Source organism: Amycolatopsis sp. NPDC051106 (assembly GCF_040682775.1).
GTDB lineage: Bacteria > Actinomycetota > Actinomycetes > Mycobacteriales > Pseudonocardiaceae > Amycolatopsis.
Genome location: NZ_JBFBBQ010000005.1, coordinates 95,392 through 108,647 on the forward strand (window position 1 = coordinate 95,392; position 13,256 = coordinate 108,647).

At 71.0% G+C, this 13,256-nt stretch carries 16 protein-coding genes; 8 read left to right on the forward strand and 8 right to left on the reverse strand.

Going from position 1 to position 13,256, the window contains the following annotated elements; all coding sequences use genetic code 11:
* The first annotated feature begins 10 nt into the window (after positions 1–10).
* The 7 genes from AB0M83_RS06170 (at position 11) to AB0M83_RS06200 (ending at position 5,500) form a co-directional block, all read left to right on the forward strand.
* Positions 11–418 (forward strand): MmcQ/YjbR family DNA-binding protein, encoded by a 408-nt coding sequence (locus tag AB0M83_RS06170; RefSeq protein WP_364513194.1) that lies wholly within the window; start codon positions 11–13, stop codon positions 416–418.
* Between the two features lie 65 nt (positions 419–483).
* Complete coding sequence (locus tag AB0M83_RS06175) at positions 484–879, forward strand: YciI family protein (RefSeq protein ID WP_364513196.1); 396 nt, start codon at positions 484–486, stop codon at positions 877–879.
* A complete protein-coding gene (locus tag AB0M83_RS06180; protein WP_364513197.1) occupies positions 879–2,096 on the forward strand; it encodes a sigma-70 family RNA polymerase sigma factor in 1,218 nt (405 codons plus the stop codon). Before AB0M83_RS06175 ends, AB0M83_RS06180 begins: the two co-directional genes overlap by 1 nt.
* A 42-nt stretch (positions 2,097–2,138) precedes the next feature.
* Positions 2,139–2,909 (forward strand): maleylpyruvate isomerase family mycothiol-dependent enzyme, encoded by a 771-nt coding sequence (locus AB0M83_RS06185; RefSeq protein ID WP_364513198.1) that lies wholly within the window; start codon positions 2,139–2,141, stop codon positions 2,907–2,909.
* A gap of 56 nt (positions 2,910–2,965) precedes the next feature.
* Positions 2,966–3,394 (forward strand): MarR family transcriptional regulator, encoded by a 429-nt coding sequence (locus AB0M83_RS06190; RefSeq protein ID WP_364513200.1) that lies wholly within the window; start codon positions 2,966–2,968, stop codon positions 3,392–3,394.
* Between the two features lie 41 nt (positions 3,395–3,435).
* Positions 3,436–4,011 carry a PadR family transcriptional regulator gene (locus AB0M83_RS06195; RefSeq protein WP_364513201.1) on the forward strand — a complete coding sequence of 192 codons (576 nt, stop codon included), beginning with the start codon at positions 3,436–3,438 and terminating at the stop codon, positions 4,009–4,011.
* Positions 4,012–4,021: 10 nt separating this feature from the next.
* The gene (locus AB0M83_RS06200) at positions 4,022–5,500 is read left to right on the forward strand and encodes an FAD-dependent monooxygenase (protein WP_364513202.1); all 1,479 of its coding nucleotides are present in this window, start codon (positions 4,022–4,024) and stop codon (positions 5,498–5,500) included.
* 66 nt (positions 5,501–5,566) lie between these two features.
* Here the strand turns inward: AB0M83_RS06200 and AB0M83_RS06205 are convergent, their stop codons facing one another.
* A complete protein-coding gene (locus AB0M83_RS06205) occupies positions 5,567–6,085 on the reverse strand; it encodes a GNAT family N-acetyltransferase (RefSeq protein WP_364513204.1) in 519 nt (172 codons plus the stop codon).
* 148 nt (positions 6,086–6,233) lie between these two features.
* Here AB0M83_RS06205 and AB0M83_RS06210 point away from each other — a divergent pair, with 148 nt between their 5' ends.
* Positions 6,234–7,193: a chitinase gene (locus AB0M83_RS06210; RefSeq protein ID WP_364513205.1), complete on the forward strand. Its 960-nt coding sequence runs from the start codon at positions 6,234–6,236 to the stop codon at positions 7,191–7,193.
* 1 nt (position 7,194) lies between these two features.
* Here the strand turns inward: AB0M83_RS06210 and AB0M83_RS06215 are convergent, their stop codons facing one another.
* The 7 genes from AB0M83_RS06215 to AB0M83_RS06245 form a co-directional block, all read right to left on the reverse strand.
* Positions 7,195–8,040, reverse strand: a complete 846-nt coding sequence (locus AB0M83_RS06215) for a LysR family transcriptional regulator (protein WP_364513482.1) — start codon at positions 8,038–8,040, stop codon at positions 7,195–7,197.
* A 1-nt stretch (position 8,041) separates the two neighbouring features.
* A complete protein-coding gene (locus AB0M83_RS06220) occupies positions 8,042–8,422 on the reverse strand; it encodes a DUF427 domain-containing protein (protein ID WP_364513207.1) in 381 nt (126 codons plus the stop codon).
* A 63-nt stretch (positions 8,423–8,485) separates the two neighbouring features.
* Entirely contained in the window at positions 8,486–9,250 is a 765-nt protein-coding gene (locus AB0M83_RS06225) for an HAD family acid phosphatase (protein WP_364513209.1), read from the reverse strand.
* A gap of 81 nt (positions 9,251–9,331) precedes the next feature.
* Positions 9,332–10,492 (reverse strand): class I SAM-dependent methyltransferase, encoded by a 1,161-nt coding sequence (locus tag AB0M83_RS06230; RefSeq protein ID WP_364513212.1) that lies wholly within the window; start codon positions 10,490–10,492, stop codon positions 9,332–9,334.
* 1 nt (position 10,493) lies between these two features.
* Positions 10,494–11,459 carry a class I SAM-dependent methyltransferase gene (locus AB0M83_RS06235; RefSeq protein ID WP_364513215.1) on the reverse strand — a complete coding sequence of 322 codons (966 nt, stop codon included), beginning with the start codon at positions 11,457–11,459 and terminating at the stop codon, positions 10,494–10,496.
* A 4-nt stretch (positions 11,460–11,463) separates the two neighbouring features.
* Positions 11,464–12,243 (reverse strand): enoyl-CoA hydratase-related protein, encoded by a 780-nt coding sequence (locus AB0M83_RS06240; RefSeq protein ID WP_364513218.1) that lies wholly within the window; start codon positions 12,241–12,243, stop codon positions 11,464–11,466.
* Between the two features lie 96 nt (positions 12,244–12,339).
* Positions 12,340–13,152: an ABC transporter ATP-binding protein gene (locus AB0M83_RS06245; protein WP_364513220.1), complete on the reverse strand. Its 813-nt coding sequence runs from the start codon at positions 13,150–13,152 to the stop codon at positions 12,340–12,342.
* Between the last annotated feature and the right edge of the window lie 104 nt (positions 13,153–13,256).

The following is a 13,256-nucleotide window of genomic DNA, read 5'->3' on the forward strand; positions in this document are numbered from 1 at the left end:
TTTCGCGATTATGCTGATCTCCGTGGCCGGCTGGGACGACGCCGGCCGGATCGCGCGTGGGCTGCCCGAGGTGATCGAGGACAGCTCCCGCGGGCATCTGGCCTGGCAGATCGGCAAGAAGGGCTTCGCCTGGGAGCGCCCGCTGCGCAAGGGCGACGTCGAAGCGCTGGGCGCGCGGGCGCCCGCCGGGCCGGTGCTCTGCGCCTACGTGCCGGACGTCGGGGTCAAGGACGCGCTGGTCGCCGACGACCCGGCCGTCTTCTTCACGACGCCGCACTTCCGCGGCTTCCCCGCGATCCTCGTCGAGCTCGACCGGATCGACGGCGCGACGCTGGAGGAAGTGCTGGTCGAGGCCTGGTTGTGCCGGGCGCCGAAGCGGCTGGCGAAGACGTGGCTCGAAAATCGGCGAACCCGGTAGAGAACGCGGACCGGACTCCGTCCTTTCCCGTGAACGCGCCACCGGGGCGCGGAAAGGAGCCGATCATGGCGAAGTACATGCTGCTGATGAGCTACACCGAAGGCACCGGGTGCGACCTCCCGATGGGCGAATGGCCGCCGGAGGACATCCGCGCGCACATCGACTTCCAGCAGGCGCTCGACGCCGAGCTGCGGGACAAGGGCGAGCTCGTCGACGCGCAGGGCCTGGCCGGGCCCGACCTGGCGAAGACGGTGGTCTCCGACGGCCGCACCAGTCCCGTGGTCACCGACGGGCCGTACCCGGAGGGCAAGGAGCTGCTGGCCGGCTACTGGGTCGTCGACGTCGAAAGCGAGGAGCGCGCGCTGGAGATCGCGGCGAAGGCCTCGGCCGCGCCCGGCCCGGCCGGGGTGCCGATCGGGCAGCCGATCGAGGTGCGCCAGGTGATGAGCGCGCCCGCCTGATGCCCGGCGACCGGGTCGAGGACCTGCTGCGCACGCTCGCGCCGCAGGTCCTCGGCGTCGTCGCGCGGCGGTTCCGCGACTTCGACGCCGCGGAGGACGCCGTGCAGGAGGCGCTGCTCGCGGCCGCGCGGCACTGGCCGTCCGGCGGCTTGCCGGACAACCCGCGTGGGTGGCTGCTCCAGGCCGCCGTCAACCGGCTGACCGACCAGCTTCGCAGCGACCAGGCCCGGCGCCGCCGGGAAGACGCGGCGGCGCTCGAACCACCGCCGCCGGACGTCCCCGGCACCGACGACACGCTGACGCTGCTGTTCCTCTGCTGCCACCCGGCGCTCACGCCCGCGGCGGCGATCGCGCTGACGCTGCGCGCGGTCGGTGGCCTGACCACGGCCGAGATCGCCCGGGCGTTCCTGGTCCCGGAAGCGACGATGGCGCAGCGGATCAGCCGGGCCAAGGCGCGGATCAAGGCGTCGGACGTGCCGTTCCGGCTGCCCGCGCCCGAAGAGCGCGATGCCCGTCTGCGGTCGGTGCTGCACGTGCTCTACTTGGTGTTCAACGAGGGCTACACGAGCAGCGCGGGCGGCAGCCTGCACCGGACCGAGCTGTCCGGCGAGGCGATCCGGCTGACCCGGCTGCTGCACGGGACGCTGCCGGCCGACGGCGAGGTCACCGGGCTGCTGGCGCTGATGCTGCTCACCGACGCGCGGCGCCCGGCGCGGACCGGGCCGTCCGGCGAGCTGGTGCCGCTGGCCGAGCAGGACCGGGCGAAGTGGGACCGCGGGCAGATCCGGGAGGGCGTCGCGCTGGTCACCGAGGCGCTCGCGCTCGGCGACGCGGGCGAGTACCGGCTGCAGGCCGCGATCGCCGCCACGCACGACATCGCGCCGCGCGTCGAAGACACCGACTGGGACCGGATCCTGCGGACCTACCGGCGGCTGGAGGGGGTGACGGACAACCCGGTGGTGACGCTCAACCGCGCGATCGCGACGGCGATGGTGCACGGGGCCGCCGCCGGGCTCGCGCTGCTGGAGACCCTCGAACTGGGCGGGCACCGGCTCGACGCCGTCCGCGCGCACCTGCTGGAGCTGGCCGGGGACGTCGCCGGCGCCGTCCGGCACTACGACGCCGCGGCCGCGCGGACCACCAACACCCCGGAGCAGCGGTACCTCCTGACGCGCGCCGCCCGGCTCCGGTCGTCGAGATCCGTCCAGGGCAGCTGAAAACCACCCCACGGCCACCTCGGTCCGGACTATCTTGGCCGGGTGAAATCCTTGAGCCACGATCGGCTGGCCGAGGCGCTCGTCGCCGAGGCGGAGGAGTTCGGGATGGCGATCGAGGGCGCCGCGCCGGACGCGCGCGTCCCGTCGTGTCCCGAATGGACCTTGCGCGACCTGACCTGCCACGTCGGGCTGGCCTACCACAAGTCCGCCGCGATCATCGCGAGCCGGCCCACCGGGTACGTGCCGTTCGAAGCCGTCACGGTCGACGACCCGCCGGACTTCGACGGTCTCGGCGGCTGGCTCGTCGACGGCGCGGAGCGGCTCGTCGAAACCGTGGCCGACGTCGGCCCCGAGACGCTGACGTCGACCTGGACACCCGATCGCCGCGCCGGGTTCTGGACGCGCCGGCTCACCCACGAGACCGTCGTCCACCGCGCGGACGCCGCGCTCGCGACCGGCGCCCCGTACGACGTCGACGCCGATCTGGCCGCGGACGGGATCTCCGAAGGCCTCGACCTCGTGGCCGTCTTTTCGCGCATCGAGCACCCGGCGATGGATCGGACGTCGCTCCGCGGCTCCGGCGAGACCCTGCTGTTCCGGGCCACCGGACCGGACCTCGGCTGGCTGGCCCGGCGGACGCCGTCGGGCGTCGAGGTGAGTCAGTCGCGGGGCGACGCGGACGTCGTCGTCGAGGGCCGTGTCGCCGACCTGCTCCTCGTGCTGACCGGGCGCATCGCCGCCGACGACCCGCGGGTGACGATTTCGGGCGACGCGGGCTTGTTCCGGCATTGGCTGGAGAACACGAAGTTCTGAGGCAGCCTCCTGGATGTCAAGGTCCTTACAGTCAGCTGGAGTGTAAGGTTCCTGTCATGAGTCCAGCCCCGACCGGCGACCGGCCCGGCTACCTGATCAAGCGCGCCCAGCAGGCGCTGAACCAGGCCTGCACCGACCGGCTGCGGCCACTGGAACTGTCGATGTCGCAGTACGCCGTACTGCGCGCGCTCGACGACCACCCCGGCGCGTCGTCGGCCGAACTCGCGCGGATCACGTTCGTCACCCGGCAGTCGCTGCGGGACGTCCTGGGCGGACTGCGGTCGGCCGGGCTGGTCACCGTGGCCGAGCAGGCGAGCACCGGCCGGGCGCGACCGGTGACCCTGACGGCGTCCGGCCACGCGAAGCTGCGCGCCGCCGAAGACCTGATCACGCAGGTCGAACTGGAGATGCTCGGCGACCTGTCGGCCGATCAGCGTCGCTACCTGGCCGAGCTGCTGCGCACCTGCGTCGAGAACCTGGCTTGACGTTGGTCGTATAGTCGGTTCCGACTAATAGGGAGCGACTAGTGCCACCACGCAAGATCCGCAACACCCTCGCGCTGGCCCTGCTCGGGCTGCTGCTGGAACGCCCGATGCACCCGTACGAAATGGCGTCCACCCTGCGCGAGCGCTTCAAGGACAGCAGCTTCAAGATCAACCCCGGCTCGCTCTACGACACCGTGGAGTCGCTGGCGAAACACCGGTGGATCGAGCCCGTCGAGACGGTCCGGGAGGGCAACCGGCCGGAGCGGACCGTGTACGCGCACACCGAACTCGGCCGCCAGGAGTTCATCGCGTGGCTCGACGAACTGGTCCGCGAGCCGGTCGCGGAGTACCCGAAGTTCGTCGCGGCGGTGAGCTACCTCGGCGCGCTCGGCCCGGAGCGTGCCGCCGACGCGCTGGAGGAACGCGCCCGCCACCTCGCCGACCGCATCGACGGCGCGAACACCGCTCTCGACGAGACCGTCGGCAAGGGGGCGCCGCGGCTGTTCATGATCGAGGTCGAGTTCGTCCGGCACGCGTGGCAGGCCGAGCTCGACTGGGCCCGCGCCACGGCCGCCGAAATCCGCTCCGGCTCCCTGCCCTGGCCCGACCACTTCTGAGGGGAAACTCGTGCTCGAAACCGATGTCCTCGTCGCCGGCGCCGGTCCGGCCGGCCTGCTGCTCGCCGCGGAGCTCGCGCTGGCGGGCGTCCGCACCACGATCGTCGAACGCGACCCGCAGCGACCGCCGTACTGCCGGGGCTTCAACCTCAACTCGCGCTCGCTGGACCTGCTGGCCCGCCGCGGGCTGGCCGAGGGCCTGGTCGCCGAGGGCCACCAGGTGCCGCACGCGCCGGTCACCGGCCTGCCCGGGCCCCTGCCGCTCACGGGCACGGCGACCGGCCACCCGTTCTCGCTGGGGATTCCGCAGACGCGCGTCGAGGAGGTCCTGGAGGGGCGGGCCGCCGACCTCGGCGTCGAAATCCTGCGGGGCCACGAGCTGCGGTCGTTCACGCAGTCCCCGGAAAGCGTTTCCACGGTCGTCCACAACGGACAGTTCGGCCGGACGATCTCCGCGCGGTTCCTGGTGGGCTGCGACGGCGGGCGCAGCACGGTGCGCAAGCAGGCCGGGATCGGCTTCCCGGGCGTCGACGCGCGCTGGTACGCGCTGCTCGGCGACGTCGAATGCGAGCTGCCGTACGGGGTTTCGGCCGGGCCGGACGGCCGCACGGTGTTCGTCATCCCGCGGCCGGGGTACGTCCGGATCGTGGTGCGGGAGGACGACCCGCCGGCCGACAAGTACGCGCCCGTGACGCTCGAAAGGCTGCAGGCGCAGGTGGATGCCGTGCTCGGCCGGCACGTCGAACTGCGCGCACCCCGCTGGCTGACCCGGTTCGGCGACGCGGCGCGCTTGGTCACGCACTACCGCCAAGGCCGGGTGCTGCTGGCGGGCGACGCGGCGCACATCCACCCGCCGGCCGGGGCGATCGGGGTCAACGTGGCCCTCGACGACGCGTTCAACCTGGGCTGGAAGCTCGCGGCGACGGTGCACGGGACGGCCCCCGACGGACTGTTGGACACCTACCACGCCGAGCGGCACGCCGCGGGCGCGCGAATCCTTGCGAACACGCGGGCGCAGGTGGCGCTCGAAGAGGCCGGCGACGAGCCGTGGGCCGACCTGATGCGCCGGATCGCCGCGCACCCGGCGGGCAGCCGGGCGTTGGCGGAGATCATCACGGGACTGGACACGTGTTACGAGCCGGGCGGCCACCCGTGGCTGGGACGGCTGGCACCGGACGTGCCGCTGGTGGTCTCTTCGACCGAGACACATATGGCCGCACTGCTGCATCCGGGGCGTCCGGTGCTGGTGGATTTGACGGGGTCGTTGAGCGCTTGGTCGTCGGTGGTCGAGGTGGTTGCGGCTTCGAGTCCGTCCACTTCGGACATCGATGCGGTACTGCTGCGGCCGGATGGGCATGTGGCTTGGGTCGGTACGCCTGGTTCGGGAGACGAGGGACTTGCGGAGGCGGTGCATCGCTGGATCGGAACCGCGGCAGCCCCCGCCCTTCCCTTGGGGGGCGTCCCCGAGTCCAGTCTATCGGCGGGGTAGGTCGAAACCGGCCGGATCGCCACCCGGCAGCCGAGTTGTCCACAATCGAACCGGGCTGTGGAAAGGTCATTGCGGGCGGTCCAGGACCGCCCGCTGCTCGACCCGTCCGTCCAGCGTGAACCGGCTGTGCGGGATGAATCCGAGTTTCTCCACCACCCGCGCCGAGGCCTTGTTCACCGGCTCGTACACCGCCATCAACCGATCCGCGAGCCCGGACGAAAAGAGGTGGTCGCGCACCGCTGTCGTCGCTTCGGTCGCGTAACCCCGGCCCCAGCCCGATGGCGCTATCCACCAGCCCATCTCCACCGCCGGCAACCCCAAGCCCGACTCCGTGGGACTGCGGCTGACCAGCGATACCACGCCGTCGAACGAATCCGGGGCCGTCGACACCGCGAACCAGCCGAAGCCGTGGGTGGCCCAATGGGCGAGCGTCGCCTGGTGCTTGGCGAGTGTGTACTCGTGGGTCCACGGCTCGCCCGTGCCCACGTACCGGACCGTCTCCGGGAGCTGGGCCAGCGCGAACAACCCGTCGAAGTACTCCTCGGCCCACTGGTGGAGCGTGAGCCGTTCCGTGGTGATCAGCACCGCCCGAGTCTAGGTGGCCCGTCCACCGATTACCGCCGGTCACAAAACGGGTAGCCCGTTCGGTCTATGGTCCGGACCACCGTAAAGGTCTATACCAATCATGTCCGGAAATCCCCGCCGCCGCGCTCGTCGTCGTGGAGGTTCCACCATGCGTCTCCGTTCCCTGCTGGCCGGGCTGGCCGGCCTCGCGCTCGTGAGTACCGGCGCTCCCGCCGAAGCCGCCGCCGGGTCGCCGATCCCCGTCGGGCCCTACGTCGACATGGGCGCGTGGCCCACCCCGAGCCTGTCGGCGATGTCCGCCGCGAGCGGCGTCAAGGGCTTCACCCTCGCCTTCGTCAACTCCTACGGCTGCAAAGCCAGCTGGTTCGGCGCCTACGACCCGCGCACCGCCTGGCAGAAGGACGAGATCACCAAGATCCGCAACGCCGGCGGTGACGTCAAGATCTCCTTCGGCGGCGCGTCCGGCATCGAGCTGGCCCAGGCGTGCAGCACGTCCGCGCAGGTCGCGGCCGAGTACGACGCCGTCGTCAAGGCGTACGGCCTGAAGTACGCCGACTTCGACATCGAAGGCGCGGCCATCGCCGACCCCACGACGATCGCGCGGCGCTCGCAGGCCCTGAAAACGCTTCAGAACAACAACCCGGGCCTCAAGATCTCGCTGACCCTGCCGGTGCTGCCCACCGGCCTCACCTCGGACGGCCTCAACGTCGTCAAGTCCGCCAAGGACGCCGGAGTGAACCTGGACCTGGTCAACATCATGGCGATGGACTACTACCAGGGCGCGGGCGACCAGGGCGCGAAAGCGATTTCCGCGGCCAAGGCCACGCAAGCGCAGCTGAAGTCGCTCTACGGGCTGAGCGACGCGGCGGCGTGGAAGAAGGTCGGCGTCACTCCGATGATCGGCGTCAACGACTCGCAGAACGAGATCTTCTACCAGAAGGACGCGAAGGCGCTGGTGGCCTTCGCGAAGACCGTCCACCTGGGCATGCTGTCGTTCTGGGAGGCCGGCCGCGACGCCAACGCGTGCACCGGCGCGCTCTACAAGTGCACCAACGTGCCGCAGGCCAAGTACGAGTTCGCGAAGATCTTCGCCGGATACACCGGCTGACTCACCATCGGGCGGCGTCCGCGAGCAGTGCGTCCCGCACCGCCGCGGGCCCCGCCTGGCAGGGTTCGGCGCGAGTGACCGCGAACAGCGTGTTGATCGGCGGTTCCTGGGGGTCGAGCAAAGCGATCAGCGCGCCCGAAGCCAGCTCGGCCGCACACAGGTACCGCGGCAGCACGCTGACGCCGAACCCGGCCAGCACGCACGTCAGGACGCCGCGCAGGTCCGGAACGACGACAGCAGGCGCGGACGACGGCCGCACGCCCAGCACCGAACGCCAATAGCGGCGGATGATCGGCAGGTCTTCGGCGTAGGCCACCAGCGGCGCGGTACGAGGATCCCCGGCGAAGCCGCGCGGGCCGACCAGGACGAACTCCTCGTCGGTCAGCGGGGTCGCCGTCAGGCCCCGGCCGCGCGGCCGGATCGTCGACACCACCAGGTCGAACCGGCGCTGTGCGAGACCCGCCAGCAGGTCGTCGGCCAGGCCGAACGTCACCCGCAGCTTCAGCCCGGAGGCGACCAGCCCGGCCAGCGCGGGCAGCACCCGCGACGTCGTCAGCTCGGCGGGCCCGGCCAGGTGCACGGGTACGGCGAAGGGGTCGACCTCGCCCACGGTCAACGAAGAAAGCGCGTCGACGTGCGGCGCGATCCGGGCGGCCAGCTCGTCGGCCGCCGGGGTCGGCGTGACCCCGCGGGCGCGCCGGACGAACAGCTGCCGCCCGAGCTGGTCTTCGAGGGCTCTGACCTGCGCGGTCACCGTCGGCTGGGACAAGCCCAGCGACGGCGCCGCACCGGTCAGCGATCCTGCCCGGTGAACGGCCAGGAACGTCCTCAGCAGATCGAGGTCCAGGTCAGTCCTCGACCAGTTCGATCGAGTCCACGACGTTCGGGTAGAACGCGACGTGGTCCTTGATCGCCGCGACCGCGTCGTACGGCTTCTCGTACGTCCAGATCGCGTTTTCGGCCTTCACGTCACCGACGTTCAGGCTGTAGTAGTTGCTCTCGCCCTTGTACGGGCAGTACGTCTCGTGGTCGGTCCGCTCCAGCACGCTGAAGTCGACGTCCGCCCGCGGGATGTACTGCGCCGCCGGGTACGTCGACTCCTGCAGCGTCAGCGCGTTGCGGCTGTCGGCCACGACGCGCCCGCCCACCTTGACCACCACGCGCGCCTGGGTCGGCTCGACGGTGATCGGGTGGTCCGGGCCCGGTACCAGTACCTTCTTCTCCGGCATGTCAGCTCCTCGAGAAAGTTCTCTTAAGAGGAGCAGCACTCCGGGCCCGGCCGTTATTCCACCTCAGGGCAGGTAGTACATCGGGTTCGGCAGCTTGGTGGGGTGCAGCGCGTAGCCGCCTTCGAGGTCGCTGAACTGGTCACCGACGTTCAGCACGATCTTCGCGCCGGTCGCTTCGATGTGCGCCCGCGTGCCCGACTTGTACTGGACGGTGTTGCAGGTCAGGCCGCACGGCAGGTAGTCCGGCGCGGTCACCTTCGGCTTGAAGAACGCGCCGGCCGGGGCCGGGTAGCCCTCGTTGGCCAGGTTCTTCAGCGACTGCGGGCCTTGCAGCTCGTTGCGGCCGGTCAGGAAGTACAGCTTGACGCCGTGCTGCACGGCCCAGTTGGCCAGCTCCAGCACCGGCTTGTTCGCGTCGAACGTGCCGTTGTCGATGGCCTGCTGCTGCTTGACCGGGTCGAAGCCGAAGTCGTTGTCGGCTTCCCAGCCGTAGGTGACCTCGGCGGTGTCGTCGACGTCCAGCACGATCGCCGGGTTCTTCACGCGGCCGAGCTGCTGCTGCAGGTAGCGCTTCGCGTCCGTGACCACGCGGTTGGTGTCCTTCACGAACCGGCTGGTGTCGGAGTAGTGGTGCTTGCCGGCGGCGTCGAGGTAGTCGCCGTAGTAGGCCTTGACGTCGTTCTTGACCTGGCCGATGTTGGCCGGTTCCTTTGAGCGCGCGGCGGTGGCGTCGTCCGAGCCGGCCAGCGCGGTGGCTCCCGAGGCAACGGTGGCGCCGATGGCCGCGGCGGCGGCGAGCTTGACGAGACCTGACCATTTTCCGGACACGGCGACCCTCCAGTGCAGACTTGACGACTCGGGGAACCTACGTCACGTTCACCCGGAGTTCCACCCCTCGAAAGTTTCCGTTCACCTTTCGGCGCGGCAGAGGAAAGCCACCGGCGACCGCCCGATGCGCGTCAGCACCACCGACGCTTCCGCGGCGCCACGGGGTTTCAGCCGCCGCCGCAACGCATCCGGGTCGACGTCCAGGCCACGCACGAGGATCTCCAGCCGTCCGACGTCATGTCGCTTGAGGACGGCTTTCAACGACTTTTCGCTGTAGGGCCCGTGTTCCAGGACGCGGAAGGCGCGCACGCCCGGTGGCGGTGCGTCGCCGGTCAGGTACGCGATGCGTTCGTCCAGCTGCCACAACCCGTGGCGGGCCGCGTAGTGGCGGACCAGCCCGGCCCGGACGACGGCGCCGTCCGGGTCGACGATCCACTCCCCCGGCTCCCGGGTGGGCAGTTCGTCCGGTTCGGCGTCGGTGACCGTCCACTGTGTCCCGTCCGAGCGCAGCACCGTCGCCCGCCGGGTGACGCCGGTGCCCAGCCCCCGCCAGAGGCAGGATTCCCGGACCTGGCCGTCGAGGGACACCAGCTCGACCTCTTCGGCCCACGGCGTGAGCGCGAAGTCGAGGCCGGGCGCGCACTTCACGGACAGCGCGCGGCCGGGGTAGGCGTCGATCAGCCCGTCCAGCGGCGGGGCGAAGTCCGCGGGTTTCCACGCCCGGCGTCCCGCGGAGTCACGACGCGCGGGGTCGGCGACCACGACACCCGAGCGGCTCACCGGGCGCAGGGCGTCCGCGCGGGCGAGTCCGAACGCGACACCCGCGGCGATCCCGTTGTGCCGGGCCATTTCCAGCCGTACCGGGTCCAGATCCGACCCGAGCGCGCGCCGCGCCACCCGCGCGATCTCGACGAGGTCGGCGCCGACAGAGCACGTGACGTCGTGGACGTCGAGCCCTGCCAGCCGAGCCGCCCGGTGCCGGGCGACCGGCGACGCACTCGCCTGCTGGAGCGCGTCCGACGTGAACAGCCAGCCGTCACCGGACAGCTTGCCAGCGGCTTTCCGGCGCAGCAGCACGGTTTCCAGGACGGCAGCCGCGTGCTCGTCGCCCACCAGACGGCGCACCTGGGCGACGGACGCGATGCGCTCGGTCAGCGGCAGCGCCGAGACCTCGGCGAGCGCCGCCACCCCCGCGCCGGAGCGCAGATAGGCAACGTCGCCGAGGCTGAACGAATATCCCAATTCAGGACGGCCGCTTGGTCCCGGTGATCATCACGTTGTAGAACAGCTCACGCGGGAGCACCTTCGACAGCAGCTTCTTGTCCACAGCGGACAGCCGCAGCCACAGCTTGTAGGCGAACAGCCGCCAGCGGACGGTCAGCTTCTCCTGCGGCACCGCGGCCTCGAACGTCCGGATCGGCCAGCCCGCCAGCGCCGCGGCGAACTCCTCGGTGACCGCGTGGACGTCCTGCGCGCCGGCCCCGCGGGCCCACGACTCCAGCTCCGACGGGTCGAAGGTGTGGATGTCCACGACAGCTTCGAGAGCGGCGGCACGGGAGGACTCGTCGAGCTCTTCCTGCGGACGGCGCCAGCCGCTCAGCGCGGGCAGCTTCGTCACGCGGGTCGTCAGGAACCAGGTGAACTGGCCGAGCTTGCGGGCGTAGAAGTCACCGATCTTCGTCGGCTCGCCGGCGAAGACGAACCGCCCACCCGGCTTGAGCACGCGCAGGACCTCGCGGAACGCCGCCTGGACGTCCGGGATGTGGTGCAGCACGGCGTGCCCGACCACGAGGTCGAACGTGTTGTCCTCGTACGGGATGCGCTCGGCGTCGGCGACCCGGCCGTCGACGTCGAGGCCGAGCTTCTCGGCGTTGCGCAGCGCGACCTGCACCATGCCGGGCGAGAGGTCGGTGACCGACCCCTTCTTGGCGACGCCGCCCTGCATGAGGTTCAGCAGGAAGAAGCCGGTGCCGCTGCCCAGTTCCATGGCGTGCTGGTAGGGCTGGCCGTCGTCACCCGCGACGGCGTTGAACACGTCGGTGGCGTAGGAGATGCAGCGCTCGTCGTACGAGATCGACCACTTCTCGTCGTAGGTGCCGGCTTCCCAGTCGTGGTACAGCACGTTCGCCAGCTTGGGGTCGGCGTAGGCCGCCTGGACCTCTTCGGCGGTGGCGTGCGGGTTCGGGGCCGGGTCGTTCACGTCGGTCAAGGCGTCATTTCCCTTCGAAAGTGGCCTTGCCGGGCCCGTTTTCGATGAACGACTTCATGCCGTTCCGCTGGTCTTCGGTCGCCCAGAGCGCGGCGAACAGGTGCGATTCGAGCTTGAGCCCGTTCGCGAGGTCGGTGTCGAGGCCGCCGTCGATGGCCGCCTTCGCCGCGCGCAGCGCCACGGCCGGGCCGTTCGCGAACTGGGCCGCCCACTTGTGCGCGGCCGCGTAGACGTCGTCGGGGGCGACGACCTCGTCGACGATGCCCAGCCGCAGCGCTTCTTCGGCCTTGACGAACCGTCCGGTGTAGACGATGTCCTTGGTCTTGCTCGGCCCGATCAGCCGCGCCAAGCGCTGGGTGCCGCCCGCGCCGGGGATGACGCCGAGCTGGATCTCGGGCTGGCCGACCTTGACGTTGTCGCCGGCGACCCGGCGGTCCGCGGTCAGCGCGAGTTCGAGGCCGCCGCCGAGGGCGTACCCGGTGATGGCCGCGACGACCGGCTTCGGGATGTTCGCGATGGCCGCGAGGGTGCCGGTGAGGTTCGCGCCGAACTTCGCGATCTCGGGGTACGTGCGGCTGGCCATCTCCTTGATGTCCGCGCCGCCGGCGAAGGTCTTCTCGCCGCCGTAAAGGATCACCGCGCGGACGTCGTCGCGCTCGGTGGCCTCCTTCGCCAGCTCGGCGAGTTCGGCGGTGACCTGGGCGTTCAGGGCGTTGACCGGCGGCCGGTCGAGCCGGATCGTGCCGACCCCGTCCTTCACCTCGAGGGTTACGAACTCTCCCACGTCACTCCTCCTCGGTTGACGAATCGCCTTCGCCTCGAACCACTCTTTACCGGTGAGAGGCCATCCAACGGAGCCTACCGGTCGGTAAGCGCCAGCTTAGCGACGGCGGGCGAAGAAGCGATCGCCGGAGCGCTCGAGCACGAGGTCCTGGTCGAACGTCTTCGACAGGTTTTCGCTGGTGATGACGTCGTCGACGAGGCCGGACACCACCGCGTGGCCGTCGCGGAGGAGCAGCGCGTGGGTGAACCCCGGCGGGATCTCCTCGACGTGGTGCGTGACCAGCACGAGAGCCGGCGCGTCCGGGTCCAGGGCCAGCGCCGAGAGCCGCGCGACGAGGTCCTCGCGGCCGCCCAGGTCGAGGCCGGCGGCCGGCTCGTCGAGCAGCAGCATCTCCGGGTCGGTCATCAGCGAGCGGGCGATCAACGCGCGCTTGCGCTCGCCCTCGGACAGCGTGCCGAAGGTGCGCTCGGCGAGGTTGCCGATGCCCATCGCGTCCAGGAGCTCGGTCGCGCGGGCGGTGTCGAGGGTGTCGTATTCCTCACGCCAGCGGCCGAGCACCGCGTAGCCGGCGCTGACCACGACGTCCTTGACCAGCTCGTCGCCGGGCACGCGCTGGGCGATGGCCGCGGAGGTGAAGCCGATGCGGGGGCGCAGGTCGAAGATGTTGACCCGGCCGATCCGCTCGCCGAGCAGGTCGACCTCGCCGGTGGTCGGGTGCAGTTCGGCCGCGGCGAGGCGCAGGAGGGTGGTCTTGCCCGCGCCGTTCGGCCCGAGCACCACCCAGCGCTCGTCGAGTTCCACGGCCCAGTCGAGGCCGGCGAGGAGGTCGTTGGTCCCCCGGCGGACGCCGACACCGGCCATCCGGACCACGAGGTCGTCAAGTTCGCTGGACTGGATCGGCTCGCTCACGAAGCCCATTCTGTCTGCCGTCGCGCGCGCGTGCGCACCCGCCCGGGTGAGACGGCGATCCGGCTGGTCGGAGCGCGTCCACGACGTGGAACGGCGCACGCCGG

Excerpts from the sequence above, each read along its gene's own strand:
- AB0M83_RS06170 (WP_364513194.1), top strand. The coding sequence starts at position 11 with ATGCTGATCTCCGTGGCCGGCTGGGACGACGCCGGCCGGATCGCGCGT.
- AB0M83_RS06175 (WP_364513196.1), top strand. The coding sequence starts at position 484 with ATGGCGAAGTACATGCTGCTGATGAGCTACACCGAAGGCACCGGGTGC.
- AB0M83_RS06180 (WP_364513197.1), top strand. The coding sequence starts at position 879 with ATGCCCGGCGACCGGGTCGAGGACCTGCTGCGCACGCTCGCGCCGCAG.
- AB0M83_RS06190 (WP_364513200.1), top strand. The coding sequence starts at position 2,966 with ATGAGTCCAGCCCCGACCGGCGACCGGCCCGGCTACCTGATCAAGCGC.
- AB0M83_RS06210 (WP_364513205.1), top strand. The coding sequence starts at position 6,234 with ATGCGTCTCCGTTCCCTGCTGGCCGGGCTGGCCGGCCTCGCGCTCGTG.
- AB0M83_RS06220 (WP_364513207.1), bottom strand. The coding sequence starts at position 8,422 with ATGCCGGAGAAGAAGGTACTGGTACCGGGCCCGGACCACCCGATCACC.